This is a genomic window from Colwellia aquaemaris, from assembly GCF_057548755.1.
This window is the reverse complement of the sequence record NZ_BAAJLV010000001.1, coordinates 70,187-94,390: the sequence shown is the minus strand read 5'-3', so window position 1 is coordinate 94,390 and position 24,204 is coordinate 70,187. Positions and strand designations below refer to the sequence as shown.

Here is a 24,204-nt window from a genome sequence, read left to right as displayed (position 1 = left end):
TTTTTTACTTGTTTTTAAGTGCTCCGGCATTAAGTAAACAATCGCAATCAAACTCTTCATTAAAGAATGCTGTGAATATTGACACACAGTTAACAGAGGTGATGGTAATTTCACATTCAAAAACCGTTAAATCACTCGATGATGTAAGAACCAGTGACAATGTTCTAATTTACCCGGAGCAAACCGTTAGTGCGCAACATACCGTTGCCGATTTAATTTCTCAGAGCGTAGGGGTAAACCTTAATGGTCAAGGTGGCTTATTTCAAAGCTACAATATTCGCGGTTTTAGTCGCGCAAGAATTAAAACTGAAGTTGATGGTATTCCGATTATCACAGACCGCAGAGCAGGGAATTCCATCGCCTTTATTCCTGCAGAATTAATCTCAGAGGTTTATATTCAAAAGGGGCCACAATCAACACTTTACGGCTCTGATGCAATGGGCGGTGTGGTGAGTATTTCAACACAATCACATCAAACATCAGCTATTAGTTTTGCATTTCAGCCACAAGACAATGCCAAAAATTTATTTGCTAATTTTGTTGGTGACACTTTCAGTGCCAGCACAGTAAGTCGTACAGCTGATAATGCCGACTCTGCTCAAAATGAACAGGGCAACACTATTCCATTAAATAGCCAATATCAGCAACATGCAGCAACGCTAGCAAGTGAGTTTAGCTGGCATAACATTGATATTTTTGCCTCTGCCATTGTTAGTCAAGGGGATGATATCGGCAAAAGTTCAATTACCTTTCCAAATGAGCGCATTAGCAACTACCCACAAGATGATCATCTATTATCACAAATAGAGCTTTCTTCCTCTGGGCAATGGAAACTTAAGTTCTATCAACACCAGCAACATTGGCAAACCAATATATCTCGCCTCGACGAAGAGCAGAACATTTCTCGTCGTAATATCACTAACTATCAATCTGATACTTTTGGTGTTTATGGCTCTTGGTTAGTCGACAATACCGTAATCGGGCTTGAATGGCTTGGCCGCCATAATATTGAAATTAGTGAACAAGAGTTTTCTGCCACCAATGAATTAGCATGGCAAAAAGACATGGTTGATGCCAATGAAGACACGTTTGCTATATTTACTTTGCATGACTGGTATTTTGACGATTTTAGCATAGCAACAGGAGTAAGATACGACCAAATTAAACTTAAGCAACACCAAAAAACAAAAGAAGACAGCTTCGTTTCCTTATCTGCAAACACCAGTTATCAGCTATCAAATAGCACTTCTATGAGCCTACAACTTGCCAATGCTTTTCGTTTTCCGACGGTGAGTGAGTTATTCTTTTCTGGAGAAACCCCCAGAGGCAACACCCAAGGTAACAGCGAGCTAACGCCAGAAAAAAGTGTCGGCTTACAGTTTTCACTTTCTCACCATGTTAACAATAATTTCAGGACCATTTTCAATGGTTATCATTATAAAATTGATGACTACATTGAACGCTACACGCAAGATAATGTGCGTCGTTATCGTAATAACAGGCAAGTTACCATCAACGGCTTTGAAATAACTAACCATTGGCAAATTAACCGACAGTGGCAATCAAGTTTTGGATTTCAATGGCAACAAGGCCAAGATGACAATAATAATATTATTGATGACGGTATTCCTAAAGCCATAAAATGGTCACTAAACTGGCAAAATGATAGTGTCAGTATTCGCCAACAATTGAATTATCAATTTTCACAACAGCACATTGGCGCCTCAGAAATTGCACAAGAAAGCAGACTAATTTGGCATACGAAAATCGATTATCAAGTAAATGAGAACTTGCGATTAAGCATGTCTGTAATGAACTTAACCGACCGTTTATACAAAACATCAAGCGACGAAGATGCGGCCTATCAACCTGAAAGAAGCTTCAATTTTAGCGGTATTTGGCAGTTTTAAATTAGCCAAGTAGCAACACATAACTTTTAAATATGAGTAACCATGAATTTTAATCGAATTAACCGCAGTACCCACAAATGGGCAAGTATTGTTATTGCGATACCTTTTTTGATCATCTTGATCAGCGGTATTCTATTGTTACTTAAAAAAGATGTGGAATATATTCAACCAGTAAGTGCTATAGGCAGCGTAAAAAATCATCCAAGTATCAGCTTTGAACAAGTATTAACCATTGCCAAATCAGTGCCAGAAGCAGGTATTGACTCCTGGCAGGCTATCGATCGCTTAGATGTTCGCCCAAGTAAGGGCATTATAAAGATAAGAGCAAAGTCTGAATGGGAAATTCAAATTGACTCAACTACTGGTAAGGTGCTGAAAACGGCTTATCGCCGCTCAGATTTTATAGAGCAACTGCATGACTTTACCTACTGGCAAGACAGTGCAAACTTATGGTTTACACTGCCACTTTCAATCGCATTATTGCTTATTTCAATCACAGGCGTTATTTTGTTTTTTCTGCCTTACTATAAACGCTATAAAAATCAACAGCGTATTAAAGGCTTTAACTCATATAGCTCAAGATGAAGCTAACTAATTTTGCCAGCGTTTGAATATTAAAGAGGTGTTAATACCACCAAAGGCAAAATTATTACTCATGACATAATCCGTTTGAATTTCTCGACCTTGACCAATAATATAATCTAAATCTCCACATTGTTCGTCAACATGATTTAAGTTTAGTGTCGGTGCAAACCAATTATCTTGCATCATATTTATACTCGCCCACGCCTCTATGCTGCCACATGCACCAAGCGTATGACCTAAATAACTTTTTAATGAGCTTAGCGGTATCTTACCAAAAACACTTGCCGTAGCTTTCGACTCTGCAATATCGCCTTTATCTGTGGCTGTACCATGCGCATTCACATAGCCAATAGCATTCGCGTCTATGCCTGCATCTTCTAGCGACAACTCTATCGCTATTTTCATAGTTTCCGCCGTCGGCTGAGTGACATGCTTACCATCTGAATTTGAGCCAAAACCAACAATTTCAGCAAGAATACTAGCTCCTCGTGCTTGTGCATGCTCAAGTTCTTCTAAAATTAAAGTACATGCCCCTTCACCTATCACTAAACCATCCCGATCTCTATCAAAAGGTTTTGGCGTTAGTTTTGGTTGGTCATTTTTGGTACTAGTAGCATATAAGGTATCAAATACCGCCGCTTCAGTAACACAAAGTTCTTCTGCACCACCAGCTATCATTACCTTTTGCTTACCAAACTTAATAGCTTCATAAGCATAACCAATACCTTGCGAGCCCGATGTACAGGCAGAGCTAGTCGTTATTACACGACCTTTAGCACCAAAAAAAACACCAATATTAACTGGTGCTGTATGCGACATCATTTGTATGTAGCTCGTTGCGGTAACGCCTTCCATAGTGTCGTTTTCCATCATATTGCCAAAGGCAACCAAGGGCGACGTTGAACCAATAGATGAACCATAAGATACACCAGTTCGACCATCGGTAAGGGCATCATCTGACAACAAGTTTGCCTGTTCAAGCGCCAACTCTGTCGCTCGGGTTGCCATCAAAGAAACGCGCCCCATTGAGCGAATCATTTTGCGTTTATAGTGTGCTGGTTTTTCAAAGTGTTTAACTGGTGCGCCCAAACAGGTATTCAAACCTTCTAATTTTTGCCACTGTGGCATAATTTCAACTGCATTTTCGCCTTTTTCTAGTGCCGATCTAAAGGTTGACCAATCATCCCCCAAAGCCGTTATTGCCGACATTCCTGTTACTACGACTCTTTTCATTACACTATTCCACCATTAACGGAGATGACTTGCCGCGTAATATAAGCGGCACCATCAGAGACTAGAAACGACACAGTAGCGGCAACTTCTTCTGGTTTACCTACGCGTCTCAATGGGATCATTTTTTTCACTTCATCTAGCGGTAGGTCTTGCGTCATGTCTGTATCTATTAACCCTGGCGCAACACAATTTACAGTAATTTTTCGCTTAGCCAACTCTAAAGATAAAGCTTTAGTTGCCGCAATAACCCCCCCCTTGGCAGCACTATAATTCACTTGCCCTCTATTACCCGCAATGCCAGATACTGATGCCATAGTGACAATGCGTCCTCCTCTTTTTGCCCTTACCATAGGCATAACCACTGGGTGAATTACATTATAAAAACCATCTAATGCGGTATTCACGACACTACTCCAATCTTCACTTTCCATGGCAGGAAAGGCCATATCTTTGGTAATACCCGCATTACAAACCACACCATAATAAACGCCGTTTTCTTCCATATCGTTTTCAATGGCAAGTTTAGCGGCTTTTTGATCACAAACATCGAACTGTAGCAAGCTCGCTTTACGCCCAAGTGCAATAATTTGTGCTTGCGTATCTTTAGCTGCATCTATACCACTACGACAATGTACAGCGATATCAAAGCCATCTTGCGCAAGTTTAATTGCAATTGCTTTACCTAAACCTCGGCTTGAGCCTGTAACTAAAATTCTTTTAATATCTTGCGTCATTGTCATTCTTCACTTTTTAAATTTTCTTCTAAGATGTTTATGCGTAGCTTTCATGAATAAAGGCATCTGGGTCTTTCGGCTGAAATACATTGATGTTCGCTTGTGCCAAGACATGGTTTTCATGACTTAATATTTCACATTCAAAAACTCTCAACCCTGAGTCTTCCCGGTATAATTCTTTAATGGTGATGGTTAAAACCTCATTGCGCTTAAAATGTGCTTGAAAGGTTTTATACTTTCTAGAACCTAATAAAAAGCCTATCTGTACTTCGCCCTTTGCATCTAAAGCATGAGCGCCCGCAAATGCAGCAATTGCCTGTGCCATATATTCACTACCTATATAGCTTGGTACGCCTTGTTTAAGTTCATCAAAAAAAGGGCTTGCTGGAGTAATTTCAACACTACAACGACAAGCACCTTCATCATAGTACTCCAAGGAGTCAATTAGTATCATAGGTGCTTGATGAGGTAAAACGTCCGTAATCTGGTAGTTATTCATAATTTTTTCCAATGATGGCACTAAAGTTATTACCACCGAACGCAAAAGAATTACTCAAGCAATACTGTAGCTTAGTTAACTTTTCACCTTGACTCAGTTTTATCGGCGGCATTTTTTCATCAATATCACCACCGCGACAATTTGCGGGTATTTGCTTATTAATATTATCGTCACTCAACAATAGCCAACAAAGGCCTAATTCTAAAGCGCCTGCCGCACCAAGTGTATGCCCCGTTAAATGTTTGGTTGAGCTGCAATATACTTGCTCTCCGCAAACAGATGACATAGCTAAAGCTTCCATTTCATCATTTTTAACGGTTCCGGTACCGTGTAAATTTACATAATCAATTTGTTCAGCGCTCATTTTCGCATCTTCAATGGCATGCGCCATAGCGGTCGCAGCACCAGCACCATCAGGCGAGGGGGCCGAGATATGATAAGCATCAGAAGTTTCGCCCGCACCTAGCAATTGAATACCATCAGCATCTTTTGTCATAACGAACAATGCTGCTGCTTCACCTATATTGATTCCATCACGCTCTTTTTGAAATGGTTGGCAGATTTCACGACTAATTGACTCCAACGACTTAAAACCATTAATAGTAAGTTGTGTTAAGCTATCAACACCGCCAGCAATAACAACATCAGCCAAATCATTTTCTAGCAAAGTTTTCGCACTGACTAAGGCCTTGCCACTGGAAGAACAAGCTGTAGAAATGCCATAAACAGGCCCTTTGGCATTTGCTAACTCAGCAACATAAGTTGCTGGTGCTGACATTTCTTGCACTTGATATTGAAAATCTTGTGGAAATTTACCATTTTCGGCCAATTGTTTTCTTGCTAATTCACCTTCATAAATACTAGCGGTACTAGTACCAATAACGACTGCAAGACGATGCTGGCCATACTGCTTAACTAGCGGTGTAATAGTCTCGGCAATTTGCTGATACGCAATATAGGCTAATTTATTGTTATTAGTTGATATTTCCCTTACATCATCACTATCGGGTAATTGAGCTCGACCAACATATTGCGCCCCTTCTAATGGTAAATCATTGTCGAGTGATAAAAACTGTTTTTTACTTGAAATCAAGGCCGATAAAACTTGTTGCTTGTTATTACCAAGAGCACAAATAACACCAAATTCTTTTAAGCAAATACTCACGCGCTTTCCTTGTTCAAATTCACTAGTCTAATGCGATAATTCCGTTCAATATTTTCCAATTGATAACCATCTTGGAGTTTATCAATTTTAATAATCAATTGTCCTTTATCCCAAATGCTTCTTTGCCAAATTACATCTGGCTGACTAACATTTTTTCCTTGAACAACTCTAATATTATCACCTGATAGTGATTCATTAAGAGCATTTATTGGCCAATGACACAATTGCATGTCAGCAATAATGAAGCGTATATCATTAAAAGGTAAGTCTACATATTGGTTAATTTCAGCAGCGCTATCATTAAACCAAATAAAATCAAATAATGGCACGCCAGAAGGGGAGATTGACGCCATCGCTATTTCATTGGCACGATACTCGACTTGCGCAATAAAGCGATGACTTTCACCACGCGCTGTAATTTCTACTAAATGGCTATCAATCGTGCCTACTTTTTCTGCCGGAGGCACTGTTAAATTTAAACTAACATACTCAGTTAAATGTATTGATTTATCATTGGACAAGGTAGTACAGCCGAGTACAAGGCAAGCTAAGAACGCTAATAATAATTTTTGTCTTAAGCACGTCACGTCTATAACCCTGTCTGGCACACTTCCGCCAATACATTTAATCGTCTAACGCTTTTTGCCACATAAGGATTTTTTTCATCCCAAGCGTAGCCAGCCAATATTGAACTTATCATGCGACGCACAGAATCATCATGACGATCATGATAAACAACATTTTGAAAACTCTCGTTATACCAACCTTCAACAAAACACCTGAAGGTATCAACACCAAACTTCAACGGTTGGGCATATTCTGCTTCCCAGTCAACTGTATTGCCGCATAGTTGCTTTTTCACTAGCGGTGCAACTAAAGACGCAGACTTCATGGCAATAGTAACACCTGAAGAAAACACTGGATCTAAAAATTCACCGGCATTGCCTAATAAGGCGAAATTCTTACCCCATAAACTTTTAACGTCCGCAGAGTAACCTTTTATAACTCTTGCCTCTTGCAGTGGTGTCGCATTTTTCAAAAGTCGCTTCAGATTTTCATCTTGATTGATAAAATTTTGCAATGTATCAATAGTCGATAATGATTCGTCGAACCGTTCAGGTAAACCAACAACACCAACACTAGCACTGCCATCAGCAAATGGAATCAGCCAATACCAAACATCACTATAATTAGGGTTCACGGTAATTAGAATTTTATCTCGGTCAAATTCCGAACAATCAATACCATCTTTAAAGTGGCTAAAATAACTATGGCGAATTGGAAAGTCTGAAGGCAACTCTAAATCAAGTAGTCGTGGTAAAACACGACCAAAACCACTGGCATCTAATAAAAATTTTGCTCGCACTTGATAGCAACTATTTTCTTCATCACTGACATCAAGACATACCTGAGGCTCTAGTGATACGACAGAATTAACTTGATGACCATAACGAATACTAACGCCTTTTCGCTCCGTTTCGTCAGCTAGTAACTTGTCGAAAAGCCCTCTTTTCACTTGATAGGTGGTACCACGGCCAGCACTGAACTTTTCCGTAAAATCAAATGATGAGTTTTTACCTTTTTTATGAAATGCCGCACCATTTTTAAACTGAAAGCCAAATGATTCGGCATAATTATCTAATGCCTGCTCAAGACCTGCCTCTTTTAAAAACTCCATACATTGAGGCAATAAACTCTCGCCAATTGAGAATCGTGGAAAATATTGCTTCTCAAGAATCAATACTGACACTCCTTCTGCAGCAAGCAATGAAGCCGCAACTGTTCCAGAAGGGCCAGCCCCAATAATAACCACGTCGTATTGTTCGGTGGCTCGCTGTGTTGGCGACTTAATTTCCATTATCGTTTCCTAAAATTATTACCTAGCTAGTTGCAGAGTTAATCGGTAAGCCCATTATTATGCCTGAGTACCGACATAGGTGCTAAGATAAAAGTACTGGCAATACCTATCATCACAGTTAAGCCAAAGCTACTTACCGCGGGTGTTGCACTAAAAACCAAAATACCAAATACAGCCGCAGATGATAAGGCCGACAAGCATATAGCAAGAAAAGTTTTTGCTTGTAATCCTTGCTCTTGATAAAAAATGACATAATCGATTGCCAAGGCAATTATCAGTAAAACAGCAAGCAAATTAAATATGTTTAAGTGACCTGAAATAACTTGGCTTATCACCAAGGCTAATAATGCACTTCCTACTGTAGCAATAGTCGACAACGCCCCCGTCTTGAAGCCATATCGACTCATTAAAATAAACATCACCACAACAAAGGCACTTGCAAGTAATACTAAAACACCTTGTCGATAATCAGATAGGGCCGCGCTTACCTTTCGAGCAGGGTCATACAATGATGCGTTTAAGTTTTCGTCTAACCAGCGTAAATTTTCCGCTGACAATCGCTCGCCTGTCAGCTCAAGCCAGGAGGCAAATTCTGTATTTTTAGTCGTCAAATTGCTGTCAATGCTATATTGTGCGATATAGAACTGGCCAATAAACGCTAGCGGGCCTTTCATAAAGGCGTCATAGTTTAGCGGCTGGAAACTTGAAATTGGATCACTTAATCCTGTTATTGCCAATACCCCTTGAAAATGACCTAGTTCATTCGCTTGGCTCATTAACCCAAAATGCTGTTGTTGTTGTTTAATAGACGGCAAAAGCTCGTGTAACCCTTTTATTTTGATATTTGGCTGGCTCACCTGAATTTGATTAATTATATGCTCTTGATTTTCAAGCAAGTCTTGTATGGTATTTGCTTTTACAAGAACCCTTTCTGAGTTTTGATAATTTAGCACATTTGCCGTTTTAACTTCTTGAGCTAATAACCAGTCAGGGCTTGAATTTAACAACCTAACATCATCATTAAATTGCATAGGTTTAAACAAGAAAAGTAATGTCATGGGAGCAAACAGTATAATAAATATTGCTAATTTATAATGCTGAAGTCTATTCAAAAGTGTTACGCCGCTTTGGCTAAATCGTAGAATTATTGGGGCTTTTTCTAAACTTACTGCACGATCTAAATAGGGCAATAACATCAATACCGTAATTAGCGCACCAAATAGGCCAAAAATCATAAATACAGCAACTTGACTCAATAATGATAATGGCGAAAAAATTAAAACAATATAACCCAGTGCTGTAGTTAAAAAACCTAACGTTAACGGCTTAATAATAGCGCTTTTACCACTTTGATGAATGCTACTTACTTTATCACTCGCATAGACAAATGCATGGAAGCAATAATCAACAACCACGCCAACTAGCGTTACGGCAAAAACCAATGTCAATAAATGGAAACTATCAAAAAAACATAAAATAGCAACGAAGCCATAAGTGCATGCTATAGCCAACACCACCAAAGCCGCGGTTAGCGGTAATAAGGATCGAAACGCCATAAGTATTAACAAAATAACAGCGACAATGGAAAAGACACCAAAGCTAGATATTTCATTTTTTGCTTGTGCGGTAGACTCCGCCGTGTGAAATAGTATGCCCGAATAATTTATATCGACATTAAAATCACGACTAATACGAGTAAATATCTGACTAAGTTTGGTAGCCATCACTTGACTTGCATTAAGCTCAAAGCCATCTAATGACAATTGCAGATACATAATTAAATACCGCTGCCCTTGTACATTTAACGAGGCAACGCCCTGATAAAACTCAACCTCACTCAGCTTAGTAAGTGATTCCTGTAAATATGCAGCTAAATTGAGTCGAGGAGCCGTAGCTATGGTTTCACTAACAAAAGGATTCGCCAGTTGCACAAGTTGAGTATTGGCCAATTGACTTAACATTTGACCGTTAGCAATATTATCTAAATACGCCGCAGGGAGAAAATTATGTCGATAAGGTAAATAAAAATTTGCTATATCTGTTAACGCTGGTTCAGGTGTATGCAACTCGGCTACATACTTAGTTTGTTTTATAGCCGTTTGCAATTCTTCATACGCCGCTAAGGCATTGCTACCAGATAACAAGACAACAAGTTGTTGAGATTTCTGCTTAAATAACGCTTGTTCAGCTGCTTCAAAGTCTTGTTGTTGCTCGGCATTTGGCAAAATTGATAATAAATTAGTTTCAATTTTCCAATTCGCAAAAAATATGAAATACCCGCCAAGGAATAAAACTGCAAGTAACTGCAACCAGTATAGTTTTTGAAGCTTAGTTAAGGCGGGCACGAATTGACTCTGGCAATGCCGATATTGCAGTTAATTTCACATTTATTTCTGTTCTGTTACCACTATGTTCATGCAAAATGATACGCGCTATTTGATTAAAGTCCGCAACACTTTCATCTTCACTATGCTTTTGACAAAGCTCAATAATTTTCATTACTTTAGCCAATTTTGCCATGTTAGGCTTCAAATTAATGCAGCCCGATGTTGTACTTTCAGTTAGGGTAAAATTTTCAACTAATTGTGCTCTATCGCCTGATAAAATACTTAGCAGCATCAAACTTAAACTTTCCGCGCCTTTAAGCGCTTTAGCGGGGGTTTGGCCATCTTCTGTATAAACACCGCCATTCTTTAGCACAAGCGCCGAATATAATGGCTTATTTGTTTGCCACAACAAGCCTAAATTAACATCAAAATAAAACTCACCTTGTGATGTAATTGGCTGCTTGAGTACTTTGAAGAATTTATGCTGGATAAAACTACCGGATGCGATTGAGATCGCACTAAATTTCAATTTATTGTCTGGTGTTGTATTTACTTGCTCAGCCAGTAGATTTTGACTAAAAAATGTCATCAAAATCAGTGTTACTTTTAACACAATAGCGATATGGTTAAATTTTTTCATGAGCACTTTTGTTTAGCTCTTCTATTTTGTTCACTAATACTTTAGGTGATACATACTGCATTTCTTGAGTTGCCATATCAACAGCAACTTGCACGGTATAGCCTTTCGTTAATTTAGCACCCGTTTTAGCGCAGCTAATTATATAGTTAATTTTTAACCGAGATTCGTACTCAACAAGTTCCGCGGTTACAATTATTTTCTGAGTAAAAACAGCCGAGCCAATATATTTAGTACGCATATCAACAATCGGCCACATATAGCCTGAGGCATGCATATCTAAGTAATCATAAGATATTTTACGCAGTAAATTGCAACGTGCCACCTCAAAATAACGAGCATAATTGCCATGCCATACCACCTGCATAGGGTCGCAATCATGAAATGGTACGTCAATAACGGCCTCCGCTGATAAAAACACCTGTTTAGCCATATAAACTCCAACGTTGTGTTTGAATCGCATCAACCGAAAAGCGCAATAACTTATCTAATGGTCTATCGTCTAACAGCGGCTCAAAAAACTGGCAAATATCGTCGTACATTTCCATTACCGGTAGTGGCAATGTGTCATGATCAAGTTCATTATTAGCAATACGAATACGAATACCTTGCACCGCTGCTAACAACGTACTTGCTAATACTTGTTCAGTCAATTGCAAAACTCGCATCGCATCACGAGCAGCAATAGTGCCCATACTGACTTTGTCTTGATTGTGACATTCTGTTGAGCGTGAAAATACGCTCGCTGGCATCGTCTGTTTTAGTGCTTCTGCTGTATATGCTGAAGCGCCAATTTGAACTGCTTTAAAGCCATGATTAATATAACGTCTAGCACCATCACTCATAGATAAGTTCGACGGTAATCCATTGTTATAACGAGTATCTACCAATGATGCTATTTGGCGATCCGCCAAATCAGCTAAATTTGCTACGGCTGTTTTTAATGAATCCATTACCATTGCAATATGACCACCATAAAAGTGACCACCATGTAAAACGTGCTCTCCTGGGCCATCTATGATGGGGTTATCATTGGCTGAATTTAACTCATTTTCTATCATCTGGCGAAACCAAGGTAATGAGTCTTGCAAAACGCCGATAACATGTGGCGCACAACGAATTGAATACCTATCTTGCAGGCGGTCAGCATTACGAGGATGGTCTACATGATTCAAGTCATTACGGATCCAAGTTGCAATTTGCTGTTGCCCGGGGTGAGGCTTAACTGAAAATAGAATATCATCAAAGTGATGGCTATTTCCTTTCAAAGCCAAACTTGATAAGGCGGTAATTCGCGTTGCAAGTTTAGCTAAATATTGTGATCGGTCATACGCTAAACAAGCAATAGCTGTCATTACCGCAGTACCGTTCATAATTGCTAAGCCTTCTTTAGGTCTAAGTACGATCGGCGTTAAACCTAAACTTTGCATCACTTCAAGGCTGTTTTTTATTTCACCACGATAATATACGTCACGCTCACCAACCAAGGCACCGGCAACATAAGATAGTGGCGTTAAATCTCCACTAGCACCAACAGATCCTTCTTGTGGAATAACCGGCACTATATCGTGTTGCAAAAATGCTATTAACAATTCTAGCAGAGGCCAGCTTACACCAGAATAACCTTTTGATAACGATGCTAAACGCGTAGCCAAAATGGCTCGGCCTTCAAATGAGCTAAACATTTCACCCAAACCACAGCCATGGAATCGGGTTAAATGTAACGGCAACTCAGGTACTAAACTCAATGGCACATTTACCGTAACAGAGTCACCGTAACCCGTTGTAACACCGTAAATTACGCCATCTTCTTTTAAAAGCGTATCAAGAAACTTCACTCCTGAATCAATTTTATGACTAAAGTCGACAGACTGACTTAACTCAACATCAATATCATCTTTGGCAATATTAACTATGTCTTCTATTTTAAGGTGCGCTTCACCAAATTTAATAGTGCTGTTATCTGTTGGCACTGTGACTACTCCAATTTTTCATTTGTTGAGTTAGGTTCTTTTTCATTACGAACAACATCCTGATCATTCTGCCAGAAATCAAAAAAGTTAAACCATTGCATAGGGTACGCTAAGCAATAGTGCTCTAAACGTTGTGCATATTGCGTAACAACGGCATTAAGCGACGCTTGCCGGTTTTTTCGAGAAAATTTCAAGGTATCGGCAACGTGCTCGAATATTACCCGGTAATGTGCTTTTTCTTTAAGACAAAATAAAAAATATACCGGGCAATCTAAAATGGACGCCAAAATAAATGCCCCTTGAGAGAAGGGCGCTGGTTGGCCTAAAAATGGACTATAGATAACGCGACCTTGTGAGCTTACACTAGTACGGTCACCGGCAATCACTAAAATTTCTCCGTTATCAATACGCTCTTTAAGTAATATCGCTAGCTCAGCACCAACATGTGTTGCTTGAATCAGATCGACATTAGAGTTGGCATTAATTTTTTTCATCACTTTATTAAATTCAACCGCATGATGAGTAAAAACCAATACATTAATACGGGTTTGATAGCGACCATGGCCAAGCGCACGACAAACTTCTAAATTTCCTAAATGAGAACCTATAAACACGGCACCTTGCTGCTTTTCTTGCAGCTCAGCAATAGGGTGTTCTTGACTATAAATAATATTAGCAGGTGTTATTCGTCCCATCCAAGCATCAATTTTATCAAAGGCGCTTTGTGCAAAACTATAAAAATGAGCAATACCTATGCTATGTGTAAATGCTTTTTCAGGCTTGTTAATGGCGAAAATTCGTTGCCAATATTCTTTAGATGCCTGTTTACTAGCGCCGCCTGTAAAGTACAAATAGGCAACCACAGGGTAGAGAAAAAAAGAAAGTATTTTTCGACCAAATAAGCGGTAGACAAAAAGCAGTACCTGTATACCTAAATACGTACCACGTTCTTGCATTTTTGACCAATGTTTAACGTCAGCCATTAGATTATTTAAATTTTCTAAAAATTAATTGCGGTATACGCGGCAACATACCGAAAAACAAACGAGTATGCATCCAGGAAATTAGTACATTATCTTCTAGCGCTCTAAAATGTGAAACGCCATGTTCAGGATATTCAACAGCTGTATCAATAAACCTAAATTCAATGTTTTTCCAAAAAAGCCTCACCATCACTTCAATATCAAAGTCCATTCGCTTACCCAGTTTTTGCTGCTGTAGTAGGCCTACAGTAGCCAGTAAAGGGTAAACACGATAGCCGCACATGGTATCTTTTATTTTAAAAGATAGGGTTTCTATCCATACCCAGAAGTGAGTAATATTACGCGCATAATAGCGAGACTTAGGAATAGACTCATCATAAATTGGCTTACCGCTAATGAGAGCGTCAGGAAAACGCCTTGACTCAGCAATTAATTTCTCAACATCATCTATATTGTGCTGGCCATCAGCGTCCACTTGCAAAGCGTGGCTATAGCCTTGTTTAAATGCAGCATGCAATCCTGTTTGCACTGCACCACCTTTTCCTTGATTTACTTGATGTTCGAGCACAGTTAATAGCTGGTGTTTTTTCGCAAGCTCACGGAATAACTCTGTAGCTTGTGCATTGCTGGCATCATTAACCATAATTATAGGTAAATCAAACTGTACTAGTTTGCTAATTAATTCATCCAAGAAAAGGGTGTGATTAAAGTTTGGAATAACAATACAATACTTCACGAATTTTCCTCAAAAACAATACGGCCAGATGCATGCTGGCCTTTATCTGAGGTATAAGAAAAGAGTACCTTATGCGAAGACTTTTTTGTTAATGTTAAAGTCAGCTTTTGTCCCGGAATAATCACCACTTGAAACTTTAATACTTCAATATTTTTCACTTCAAGTTCAGTTAAGGAAAATTTTTGCTTACTATATTCTACCGCCCAATGAAGCTGTACAACGCCAGCCAGAATTGGCGCTTTAGGAAAATGACCATCAAAGTAATCTAAATCAGAAGGAATATGCAGCTGCAACTCTACTTGACCATCTTCAGTATTTTCAGTTAATACCTCAGGCCAAATATTTACTAAATCGTTATTCGCATGCGTAACATTAGTCAAACAGCTTCTCCAAATCACTTAACACTAATTTCCCTTGCGAATTATACGGATATTCTAATAAATATCGCCATTTTTTTGGTAAACAAATACGCTCTACTTCACTTAACAGATGCAGCTTCAAAACATTGTTCAATGCTAATTTACCTTGTTTATTTATAAATGCTTGCCCTTTATCCGTTAAGATAACCGCAGCAGCTAATATTTTTCTTCCACTAGCCGAATTATTATTAGTCACAATAACTCGTGCTTCAGCAACCAAGTGATGTTGCACCAAATGACGCTCAATATGGCTTAAATTGACTCGTTTTTCTTCAACCTTAACTGTTCGATCAATACGCCCTTTTAATAAAAAGTGTTGAGTATCCAGTAACTCAACGCAATCATCCGTGATATAAGGTTGTTCATTAACATAGGGCGAGAAAACTTCTAAACGTTGGCGATCATCAGACACTGTTATTTTGATGTTTGCGAAAACTTGCCATGGTTCCTCAGCCGAATTTTGCCCACAACGCCATGCTATTCCGCCCGTTTCTGTACTCCCATAAACTTCTGTCGGCGATATTTTCATCTGTTGTAACAAGGCTTGACTACTTGCCCGTGAAAGCAATCCACCTGAACTAAAAATACCGGAAAAATGTGCAGAATTAGCCATTAAAACATTATCTTGCACTAGTCGTTGCAAGTGAGCTGGACTCGATACCAATATTAAACGACCTTTTTGCTGCAAAATTGTTGAAGCGGACAACTCCCCAAGCAATTGGCATATATGCTCAGGGTACTCAAAGGTTTGATTAATAACACTTTTACCTAAACGTAATGGCAACAAAATTTTAAACAGCAAACCATAAATATGTTGATGTGAAACTGTGCTGACAATAAAGTTGGCAGGAGCCAACATTGCCGAAAATTCACTTTTTAAGGTATCAATTTCTAAAACTAGTTGTTGGCAGCTTTTCTTGATAGCTTTCGCATGCCCAGTAGAGCCCGACGTAAAAAACGTTATTTCACCGTTAAAAAGTTCAAAAAGTTGCTCTCGAGTATATTCAGCAACATCAATAGTGGAATCTATTTTTGCATCTATTATTTGACTTTTATTCGCTACCTTAATGGATCCCGCGGTTGCTTCACACTCTTGCGCAAGTTGAGACAAAGTACCAGCTTGGGCGTTAGGTGGTAACAATACATGTTTTTTTTCCAAAATGAGTGCAAATAACCATATTGCGAACTGGTAGCTGTCTGTATCGAAAAGTAGAACCTTATTACAAGAAACCTTACTAACGGCTGCTCGCGCTATTGAAACACGCTGGCAGAACATCGAAAAAGTAATGAAATTATCATTTCGATAGAAGCAATTATCATTCATTGATAGTCGAACTCTTTATATTTTCAGGTGTTTGTTCAGCTTGCAAACGGTGATGCTTTTTTACTTTTAAGCGTACTAAATATTCAACCAACATTAAGATCGCCATCATTATGTATGATAAAAAGCCATTATAAATCATCCAGGCATCTAAGCTCAGAAAAAGCGCTGTATATAACGAAACCAAGCCATTAATGATAAAAAAGGCACACCAAACTAGAGTAACTTTTTCCGTATATCGAATAGCTTCTGCCGACATGTTTTTTTCACTTAAGCGTGCAAATGTTTCAATAACCGTAGGGGGGTTAAAATATGAATAAGCAAAAACACTTAGCATCGAGAAATTAATCGCTAATGGATAAAGTTTAAAACCGATTGAGCTATCCATCACAACACTGCTGCTAATAGCTAAAATACCTAATATTGATGCCGGTAACATCCAAGGTAAGGTTTTTAGGCGAGATCTAACCAGCACAATTCGCAGCAAGACTAAGGCAATTAAAATAATAGCCAAATAGCTTGGCGCTAACTTATTTAGGCCAATATAAACGGCAAAGGGATACATCAATAGTATCCCTGTTGTAATGGCTGATATTAAGAATTTCACTAACTTGTAACCAGTTTTTCAACCTCAACAACAACATCTTCAACTGTACGAACTTTTTTGAAAGCTTCAGGGTCAATTTTCTTGCCTGTGATTGCTCTTAACTTAACGACTAGATCAACCGCATCAATACTATCGAGATCTAAGTCTTCATAAAGATTAGCTTCAAGTTCAATGTCCGTCTCATCAACTTCAAAATCATCGCGAATAATTTCTACTAGTGTTGAAAATATTTCTTCTTTTGATTGCATATTACTTTCCCTTACAACCTGTTTACGCTTTTGCTTTACTGACAAATTCACACAAAGCATTTATCGATGAAAAATGCTGCTTTGTTTCTTCTGAATTAGCGTCAATTTTAACATCATAATTTTTTTTAATGGCTAACCCTAGCTCTAACGCATCAATACTATCTAACCCCAAGCCATCAATAAATAACGCTTCATTGTCTTGAATATCAGCAACTTCTATATCTTCTAAATCTAAAGTTTCAATGATTAATTGCTTTAATTCTACTTTTAAATCACCCATATTTACTGAGTTCCTCTCTAAAAAATTTTTCCAAATCTCGATTGTATTGCCGAACATCTTTGGAGGTTTGTATTACATTATTTTCTGGCAAAATAGGCGAGTGGTCCACGACCATTGCAGAGAAATGTGCTTTTGTTTTCGGTATTCTATACCAAGGAACATTTTTTGTTAATGTAGAAGGTTCAACCTTTAACAATACCGAGGTGACATTTGCTTGGCACCTAATAGCAATATTTGCTGCTCCCCGCTGAAACTGTAGTTTATCGTCTAATTTAGTACGAGTGCCTTGTGGAAAAATAATTAAATTATTGCCTTCTCTTAGAGACGACTCACAGTCTTCCAGTAACCCTTCTGGATCAGCATTACTAATATAGCCCGTATTATTAACTACCCCTTTTAAAAACACATTTTTAAATAAATGAGTTTTAACAATACAGTCAGCATTCGGAATCATTGAAATTAATACGACAACATCGATCAAGGATGGATGGTTCGCCATAATTAAATGACCATTTAATGACTTTAATTGTTGAGCTTGCTGCAAATTAAACTTAAAAATACCAACAAACCCCATAAATCCAATAAAAAATTTAAAGGTATAATGTACAGTTTTTCTAGCGGCTCGCTTTTGCAATTTTTTATCACTAATTAACAACCTTTGCACTGGAAAAACAATAAGTGAAAGCAACAATCCACCTATGCCAAATAAGGAGAAACAAACTCCAGTTGCAAGAACACGCCAAAAATAATTAACTTTATTAAACATTTTTTGCCAACGACCAGTGATAATTATTGCTTGCTAGTAAAACTTTTTCTTGGGTACTGTTACACCATTGTGAAAACAATAAAGACAACGGCATACCATTAAGCATAGTATTATCACTCTGCTCAAAGGAAAAACGAATATGCTGTGCGTTATCAGTTGTTTGTGCTTCTTCAGGAAGGGATATCAGCATAGATATGGCATGCGACAACTGCTGCTCATCTTGAAAGCCAAGATAAGTCTCTGGCAGTTTTTGATCAGCATGAATAAAAAGTATTTCCTTTGCTAAACCCGATTTAAGGCGTGCATACGCGTCAATTAATGCCATCATAAAGCTATCTTGTCCGGCAGAAATAGCATTTATCGCCTGTTTGTTATTAGTTAAAATACTAAATAAACTTGGAATGGCATTATGAACAGACAAACCAAATGCTGTTGGTGATATAGCATTTTTGTCTGCTAAATCAGCTAATAGTGTGGATGTTTTTGGCAAATCGCCATGTCGACTAGAAAATACAATAGGTAAGTCTTGTTCAATATTTGCAACAGAGTCATTGGCAACTTTTAACGCCATTTTAGCAAACGGGCTTAAACGGCGACGTTGCATGGCAGGAACGAAAGCTAGCTTTGGCCAATTTACCTCGGTTTCATCAGCATTTATTGCTTGCTCAATAGAGAGCTCCTCACAATGAGCATACCAAACACTTAAGTGGCGTATTTTGATATCCATTGTAAATTCCCAAACCGTAAATAATTAACTAATAAAAACTAGCGGGAAATGTTATACAATAGGGGCTAACAAAGCAATTAAAACAGTTGTTTTAATAAAAATATAGCGAAGGTTGCACGTTAATCTTCACATATTTTATTTTATGGAAATATTTCGATTGTATAGTAAGTTTTTAAATCCTATAGCAAATATCAAGCAAATAAAAAACTTAAATCTACCTATTTATGCGGTATTTGACGCTAACATCATATGCAACGCTAATCTTGCCATTTTAACAGATAAACTACTTCATATTGATGAAAAAAAAGTTATTACTAGAAGAAAAAAAGCTACAGCAAAAAAAGAATACCTGGCTAGTCGCTTTCTTATAAAATCATATATTGCACAATACTTGAGTGTTCCTTATGACACTCTTAAACTTAATTTCAACGAACGTTCTGTGCAATTACAAGCAATGTGCAATAACAAGCCTGTAGCTCTCAATATTTCTCTTGCCCATTCAAAAGGTATTATTTTTTTTGCTATCACTAAGGCAAATGTTGAAATTGGAGTCGATATTGAGTTTCAAAATCAACACCGAATTACCCAAGCGCTCATTAAAGCTTATGCCCACACTAGCGAAATAAATACATTACTTGACGGTGAAAAAAGGCAGTTTTATCAATACTGGACACTTAAAGAAGCAATAGCAAAAATCACAAAAAAAACAATTTTAGAGGTCCTTCAGCACGAAACTAGACAGCAATTATCTTGTTACCATCATATTAGTTTTGTATATCAAGAGTTCGCGTTATCTATTGTGCAAACCGAGAAAATTGAGCCTCATTGTGTCTATTTAATCCACACGGATAAAGAACTAAAATTAAACCATGAATAAGCTTTTGAAGATTTATCAATCTAATATTTGGCTCAAACTATTTTGGTGGTTTGCTGTCATCATTCCTGGCATTCCATTTATCTTATTTTCTGTTGGCTTTCAACTTTACGCCCATTGGCCAAGAGACTATAGCGACATAACCAGAATCAATTTAAATTCAAATACAGAATATCTGTCATTGTCAGCTCATGGGGTAAAAGATACTCCAAAAAGTTGGAGTAACGAACTACAGAACACGATTAAAGATAGCAATAATGAGCAGCTTGCAGAGTTCCAAAAAGCTCAGCTAAGTTTATCTTGGCAACCCTATTCAGATAATGCCTTAGTATGTTCAGTTACCGGTAACAATATTGGTGAAAAGCTTGCTGAAAAAATAGTCTTATTACCAAACCTTAAAACGGTGCATCTTATTGGACATAGCTGTGGGTCGTTCGTTATTTATGGTTTATGTGAAAAATTAAAACAGCTAAAGCCATCGATAAATATTCAAACAACATACCTTGATCCTGTCTCAATTTATTCAGGTATATTTTGGCAATACGGCGTAAATAATTTTGGTAGTTGTGCAGATTTCAGCGATAGTTATATTGATACCAAAGATACTGTACCTGGCAGTAATCAAAACTTAAAACATGCCTATACTTTTGATGTCACAGACATTCGAGTAAACAACAAGTTTTCTTATGCACCACACGCATGGCCAACATATTTTTACATCGATGCTTACAAGAATAATCAAGTACCTATTTTTACAGGTGAAGCTATAAAAACTAGCCATAATTTAAACAATAAAAAGCTCACAAAATGGTAAACATAGTCGCTCTTTGATAGCCATATAACGGTTCTTCGTGTACATCGCTTATGTTCATACGTGTTATGGCCATATATCATTCTTCCTGAACATAAAAAAGCCATAAATATTTATTTATGGCTTTAACGTAAACGGTTAGAAAGTTCTACTTAGTAACATTTTGAACATCAATTGCTCTTAATAAATTGGTTACCCAATTTGCATATTGACGATGAATTTTTTCACCATCATATTTTAAGTTTAATGAGCTTTGATACTCGACTGTTAAGTTCTTATCATCGTGCTTAATTAAAATAACTAATTGATGCTTACGAATATCAAGTGTCGCAAGGATCTCCCCTTCAGACTTCACCTTAGTTTTCCAACCCAAAGACGCTGCAGCTCTAACAATTGAGCGCTCAACATCTTTAACTGTACTTTTTGTATCACCATATTGAGCAACAGGTTGATCAACATATTGCGGTACCGGAATTGTTGATTTACACCCAGCAAGTACTACAAATACCAAACTAAGAGCTAAAAGATAGACTTTTTTCATTTTTTGTTCCTTTTTATGTTAGCATCGTCGTTTTACATATGATCGATAACTTCAATAGTTGCAGCTTGTTGTTTTTCTATGCTTTTTTGTTTCCATTCAGGAAGGTATTCGTTCATTTTAGAGCTGATACTATTAGCATTTTTTAATGCCCACTGCTCAGCTTTTTGACCACTTTTAACAAACTTGCTATCTGCTAGCATTTCGTTAAAGTCTTTTGAACCATACTTAAATTTTCCAGTATCATCATTACGTACAGGGTGCATAGAAAAACGTGCTTTCCAAAATCCCATACGCGGCGTTACTACAGAATAATAGGTTTTACCTTCCGCCACAGTAGCCTTTAAAAAATCGGCACTTTCTCCAACTACCATAAACATATGTTCACCAGGTGATGCCATATAACTTACTTTAGTGTCATTTGAAACTATGCCAATAAACTTAGGAGTACCAGAAGTAACATCATAAACTGATGCTTGAATAGCTTGACCAACAAAAGCTGAACGCATAAATATAACTTGTGCGCTTCCTGCTTGTGCATTGGTTTGTGCTTGCTCGGTTACAGGCTCCATTAGCGTTGATTGACAACCACTCAATAGCAATAAAAACAATGCACTAACTAAAAAATTTTTAATCATAATTTTCCCTAACAATTTATTATTTTTCCGCCGCAAAATATACCACATTATATTATTAATAATTACAAACAACCCAGAATATTTTATGGAAAAACATCAGTATAGAAATTCCACTACAAAAACAGCTCCGCCCAAAGCAGATTTATCTACCGATAGTTCGCCAAACATGCGTTTAGTTGCAGATTTTGCTATTGCTAATCCTAGCCCCAAACCACCTGTTTTTCGGCTACGGCTTTTATCTATACGTGCAAATGGAAAAAAAATAGTATCGTGAAATTCTTTGGCAATACCAGGGCCATCGTCTTCAACCGTTAGGACAGTGTTGTTGTGGTTTTCTGTCACCGATATTCTGATTAGTTGTTTAGAATGACTAACGGCATTTTTTATTAAATTATCAAGTAGTAAACGCAAGTAGACAGGGTTGGTAGTAATTTCTGCACTCGGTTCAATATCAAGCACAATATCTAGTTCTTTTTTGGGGGCAAGAGCGGCAATTCTGGATGATACAAAAGCATTCAACTCTATGCTTTGATAATAATCACTCTCATCTTGTTCAGATATAGCATTAAGTTTTGAAAACGCGACAACTTGACTAATGAGCTCATCAATATCGTCTATATAAGTATCAATATTATCGAGTAATGTTAGCTCTTTTTCATTGGTACTGTCTTTTCGTAATAAACCTGCAGCTAATTGAATTCGGCTCAACGGCGTCCGCATTTCATGTGGTACCGCTTGTGCGAAAATTTGATTTTCTTTAACTGTATCGGCAATTGAAGTCGCCATCGTATTAAAGCTATGCGCTAAAATATTCAACGGTTTTTCAAGTAATTCATCGGCTCTGACATCTAGTTTGCCGGCACCAAAAGATTGGGTTGAAGAGACTAATCCGTTGATTTGTTTTTGTAGCTGCCGAACTGGCCAATAAATAGTAAGAGAAATAATGAGTAGCAGAATAATAACAAACAGAATAAATACGGCTTCTTCAACATTTAAACCTATTAAGTTTTCAATTTCTTCATCATTATCATAATCAGTCGCAGCACTGTCAGCATGCACCTCATCTTCAATGATCAGTTGCATGCTAAATTCAGCAAGAGGATGCACTGCTAGTAACTGTCCGTCATTTTCTAACGCGAATACTGCAACACCACTAACTGTGCCTAAATAGTCGCATTGTTGACAAACACTTTCATCGTTATCAAGCGGTAGCCAACGAACCTTAAAGTTTTCCATAAAAGGGAGGTTAAATACGTGTTTTTGTGGGTATTTAACCTTGTCTTCTAATATCTGCCGATTTACTTCAGCGTATATATGCCCAGTATCCCTAACAAAGTCATGAATAGCATCTTGTTCCATCATATCTTCAACAACATACTGTGTTAAAAGAAAGCTGAGAATTATCGCCAAAAATATACTGATATACAGACGAGTAAAAAAAGACAGGGAAATTTTATGAGAAAATTTAACCATTGAGCAACATATAGCCTTTATTTCTTATAGTGGTGATAACTTTATACGGCATTTTGTCATCGTTAAGCTTTTTTCTAAGTGCTGATATTCGCATATCTATCGAGCGATCGTTAAAGTCATAATCAATGCCTCTAAGTATTCGACAACAATCATCCCGAGAAACAATGTTGCCTACATTGTTGTGCAACAGCTGCAGCATTTCATACTCCGAATCAGTCAAAGTTAATACTTCACCATTGAAGAAAACATCTCTATTAACCGTATTAATATGCAATTTAGCCTGCGAGGAACTTACTGGTTCTGCTTTTGAAATACACGAGCGCCTTATTAAAGCTTCAATTCTAGCCACTAATATATGTGGTTTTAATGGTTTATTTAAGAAATCATCGGCACCAAACTTTAACATACTCACTTCGCTTACATCATCATCACAGGCAGTTAGTACTATAATCGGGCCAGAATAAAATAAGCGTGCTTGCTTGCAAATATCTAAACCACTTAACCCTGGTAGCATTAAATCTAAAACCATTAAATCAGGCTGGTAATCTTTTATCGCTGCTAAAGCCTCACTACCGTCATTGATAATTTTACTTTCAAACCCTTCAGCCTCTAAATACATAGCTGTTAATCGCGATATTTCAGCATCATCTTCAACAATTAGTATTTTCATTTTATGGCAACCATCTCATTTTGACTTCAGATCAGAGTTTACTGTGAAAAGTTTATAAATATAAGCCACCCTTACATACGCTTACAAGGCGTATAACACAGCGTTTTATCAAAGTAATTTTTCCTGCTGAGTTTGGTTTAGCTTTGCTATATTACCGCTTGATAGCTGTTTAAGTTGTGGCAAAGCAAGTGT

The 24,204-nt window shown here is 37.7% G+C and carries 27 protein-coding genes; 4 read left to right on the top strand and 23 right to left on the bottom strand.

Annotated elements, in window-relative coordinates; all coding sequences use genetic code 11:
* The first annotated feature begins 8 nt into the window (after nt 1–8).
* Both AC27HL_RS00465 and AC27HL_RS00460 read left to right on the top strand, forming a co-directional pair.
* The gene (locus tag AC27HL_RS00465; protein WP_487078140.1) at nt 9–1,910 is read left to right on the top strand and encodes a TonB-dependent receptor plug domain-containing protein; all 1,902 of its coding nucleotides are present in this window, start codon (nt 9–11) and stop codon (nt 1,908–1,910) included.
* 42 nt (nt 1,911–1,952) lie between these two features.
* Nucleotides 1,953–2,495, top strand: coding sequence for a PepSY domain-containing protein (locus tag AC27HL_RS00460; RefSeq protein WP_487078138.1), 543 nt, complete (start codon nt 1,953–1,955; stop codon nt 2,493–2,495).
* A gap of 6 nt (nt 2,496–2,501) precedes the next feature.
* Here AC27HL_RS00460 and AC27HL_RS00455 read toward each other — a convergent pair whose 3' ends face one another.
* The 19 genes from AC27HL_RS00455 to AC27HL_RS00365 all read right to left on the bottom strand — a co-directional run bounded on the left by AC27HL_RS00455 (nt 2,502) and on the right by AC27HL_RS00365 (nt 19,008).
* Nucleotides 2,502–3,728: a beta-ketoacyl-ACP synthase gene (locus AC27HL_RS00455; RefSeq protein WP_487078137.1), complete on the bottom strand. Its 1,227-nt coding sequence runs from the start codon at nt 3,726–3,728 to the stop codon at nt 2,502–2,504.
* A complete protein-coding gene (gene fabG / locus AC27HL_RS00450; protein ID WP_487078135.1) occupies nt 3,728–4,462 on the bottom strand; it encodes a 3-oxoacyl-ACP reductase FabG in 735 nt (244 codons plus the stop codon). The genes AC27HL_RS00455 and fabG overlap by 1 nt, the downstream gene beginning before the upstream one ends.
* A 37-nt stretch (nt 4,463–4,499) precedes the next feature.
* Nucleotides 4,500–4,961 (bottom strand): hotdog family protein, encoded by a 462-nt coding sequence (locus AC27HL_RS00445; RefSeq protein WP_487078134.1) that lies wholly within the window; start codon nt 4,959–4,961, stop codon nt 4,500–4,502.
* Entirely contained in the window at nt 4,954–6,126 is a 1,173-nt protein-coding gene (locus AC27HL_RS00440) for a beta-ketoacyl-ACP synthase (RefSeq protein WP_487078132.1), read from the bottom strand. Before AC27HL_RS00440 ends, AC27HL_RS00445 begins: the two co-directional genes overlap by 8 nt.
* Nucleotides 6,123–6,713, bottom strand: coding sequence for a DUF3261 domain-containing protein (locus AC27HL_RS00435; RefSeq protein WP_487078131.1), 591 nt, complete (start codon nt 6,711–6,713; stop codon nt 6,123–6,125). The genes AC27HL_RS00440 and AC27HL_RS00435 overlap by 4 nt, the downstream gene beginning before the upstream one ends.
* Before the next feature lie 2 nt (nt 6,714–6,715).
* The gene (locus tag AC27HL_RS00430; protein ID WP_487078130.1) at nt 6,716–7,984 is read right to left on the bottom strand and encodes an NAD(P)/FAD-dependent oxidoreductase; all 1,269 of its coding nucleotides are present in this window, start codon (nt 7,982–7,984) and stop codon (nt 6,716–6,718) included.
* A gap of 38 nt (nt 7,985–8,022) precedes the next feature.
* Entirely contained in the window at nt 8,023–10,329 is a 2,307-nt protein-coding gene (locus tag AC27HL_RS00425) for an MMPL family transporter (RefSeq protein WP_487078128.1), read from the bottom strand.
* Complete coding sequence (locus AC27HL_RS00420) at nt 10,313–10,951, bottom strand: outer membrane lipoprotein carrier protein LolA (RefSeq protein ID WP_487078127.1); 639 nt, start codon at nt 10,949–10,951, stop codon at nt 10,313–10,315. Before AC27HL_RS00420 ends, AC27HL_RS00425 begins: the two co-directional genes overlap by 17 nt.
* Nucleotides 10,938–11,381: an acyl-CoA thioesterase gene (locus tag AC27HL_RS00415; RefSeq protein ID WP_487078126.1), complete on the bottom strand. Its 444-nt coding sequence runs from the start codon at nt 11,379–11,381 to the stop codon at nt 10,938–10,940. Before AC27HL_RS00415 ends, AC27HL_RS00420 begins: the two co-directional genes overlap by 14 nt.
* Nucleotides 11,374–12,921: an HAL/PAL/TAL family ammonia-lyase gene (locus tag AC27HL_RS00410; protein WP_487078124.1), complete on the bottom strand. Its 1,548-nt coding sequence runs from the start codon at nt 12,919–12,921 to the stop codon at nt 11,374–11,376. The genes AC27HL_RS00415 and AC27HL_RS00410 overlap by 8 nt, the downstream gene beginning before the upstream one ends.
* 5 nt (nt 12,922–12,926) lie before the next feature.
* Nucleotides 12,927–13,904 carry a lysophospholipid acyltransferase family protein gene (locus tag AC27HL_RS00405; protein ID WP_487078122.1) on the bottom strand — a complete coding sequence of 326 codons (978 nt, stop codon included), beginning with the start codon at nt 13,902–13,904 and terminating at the stop codon, nt 12,927–12,929.
* Between the two features lie 4 nt (nt 13,905–13,908).
* Entirely contained in the window at nt 13,909–14,640 is a 732-nt protein-coding gene (locus AC27HL_RS00400; protein ID WP_487078121.1) for a glycosyltransferase family 2 protein, read from the bottom strand.
* Entirely contained in the window at nt 14,637–15,020 is a 384-nt protein-coding gene (locus AC27HL_RS00395) for an ApeI family dehydratase (RefSeq protein ID WP_487078120.1), read from the bottom strand. The genes AC27HL_RS00400 and AC27HL_RS00395 overlap by 4 nt, the downstream gene beginning before the upstream one ends.
* Nucleotides 15,013–16,218, bottom strand: a complete 1,206-nt coding sequence (locus tag AC27HL_RS00390; protein WP_487078119.1) for an AMP-binding protein — start codon at nt 16,216–16,218, stop codon at nt 15,013–15,015. Before AC27HL_RS00390 ends, AC27HL_RS00395 begins: the two co-directional genes overlap by 8 nt.
* A gap of 157 nt (nt 16,219–16,375) precedes the next feature.
* The gene (locus AC27HL_RS00385; RefSeq protein ID WP_487078117.1) at nt 16,376–16,987 is read right to left on the bottom strand and encodes a COG4648 family protein; all 612 of its coding nucleotides are present in this window, start codon (nt 16,985–16,987) and stop codon (nt 16,376–16,378) included.
* Nucleotides 16,987–17,235 (bottom strand): acyl carrier protein, encoded by a 249-nt coding sequence (locus tag AC27HL_RS00380; protein WP_487078115.1) that lies wholly within the window; start codon nt 17,233–17,235, stop codon nt 16,987–16,989. The genes AC27HL_RS00385 and AC27HL_RS00380 overlap by 1 nt, the downstream gene beginning before the upstream one ends.
* Nucleotides 17,236–17,257: 22 nt before the next feature.
* A complete protein-coding gene (locus AC27HL_RS00375) occupies nt 17,258–17,515 on the bottom strand; it encodes a phosphopantetheine-binding protein (protein WP_487078113.1) in 258 nt (85 codons plus the stop codon).
* Nucleotides 17,508–18,281, bottom strand: coding sequence for a lysophospholipid acyltransferase family protein (locus AC27HL_RS00370; RefSeq protein WP_487078111.1), 774 nt, complete (start codon nt 18,279–18,281; stop codon nt 17,508–17,510). The genes AC27HL_RS00375 and AC27HL_RS00370 overlap by 8 nt, the downstream gene beginning before the upstream one ends.
* Nucleotides 18,274–19,008 carry a beta-ketoacyl synthase chain length factor gene (locus AC27HL_RS00365; RefSeq protein WP_487078110.1) on the bottom strand — a complete coding sequence of 245 codons (735 nt, stop codon included), beginning with the start codon at nt 19,006–19,008 and terminating at the stop codon, nt 18,274–18,276. Before AC27HL_RS00365 ends, AC27HL_RS00370 begins: the two co-directional genes overlap by 8 nt.
* A gap of 157 nt (nt 19,009–19,165) precedes the next feature.
* On the opposite strand from AC27HL_RS00365, the gene AC27HL_RS00360 reads away from it, so the two are divergent.
* Both AC27HL_RS00360 and AC27HL_RS00355 read left to right on the top strand, forming a co-directional pair.
* On the top strand, nt 19,166–19,885 hold the full coding sequence (locus AC27HL_RS00360; RefSeq protein WP_487078108.1) for a 4'-phosphopantetheinyl transferase family protein: 720 nt from the start codon (nt 19,166–19,168) through the stop codon (nt 19,883–19,885).
* Nucleotides 19,878–20,696, top strand: coding sequence for a hypothetical protein (locus AC27HL_RS00355; protein ID WP_487078107.1), 819 nt, complete (start codon nt 19,878–19,880; stop codon nt 20,694–20,696). The genes AC27HL_RS00360 and AC27HL_RS00355 overlap by 8 nt, the downstream gene beginning before the upstream one ends.
* Nucleotides 20,697–20,841: 145 nt before the next feature.
* Here AC27HL_RS00355 and AC27HL_RS00350 read toward each other — a convergent pair whose 3' ends face one another.
* The 4 genes from AC27HL_RS00350 to AC27HL_RS00335 all read right to left on the bottom strand — a co-directional run bounded on the left by AC27HL_RS00350 (nt 20,842) and on the right by AC27HL_RS00335 (nt 24,012).
* Nucleotides 20,842–21,234, bottom strand: coding sequence for a hypothetical protein (locus tag AC27HL_RS00350; RefSeq protein ID WP_487078105.1), 393 nt, complete (start codon nt 21,232–21,234; stop codon nt 20,842–20,844).
* Between the two features lie 32 nt (nt 21,235–21,266).
* On the bottom strand, nt 21,267–21,869 hold the full coding sequence (locus AC27HL_RS00345; RefSeq protein WP_487078103.1) for a hypothetical protein: 603 nt from the start codon (nt 21,867–21,869) through the stop codon (nt 21,267–21,269).
* A 96-nt stretch (nt 21,870–21,965) separates the two neighbouring features.
* Nucleotides 21,966–23,342 (bottom strand): sensor histidine kinase, encoded by a 1,377-nt coding sequence (locus AC27HL_RS00340; protein WP_487078102.1) that lies wholly within the window; start codon nt 23,340–23,342, stop codon nt 21,966–21,968.
* A complete protein-coding gene (locus AC27HL_RS00335; RefSeq protein ID WP_487078100.1) occupies nt 23,335–24,012 on the bottom strand; it encodes a response regulator transcription factor in 678 nt (225 codons plus the stop codon). The genes AC27HL_RS00340 and AC27HL_RS00335 overlap by 8 nt, the downstream gene beginning before the upstream one ends.
* Nucleotides 24,013–24,204 lie beyond the last annotated feature (192 nt).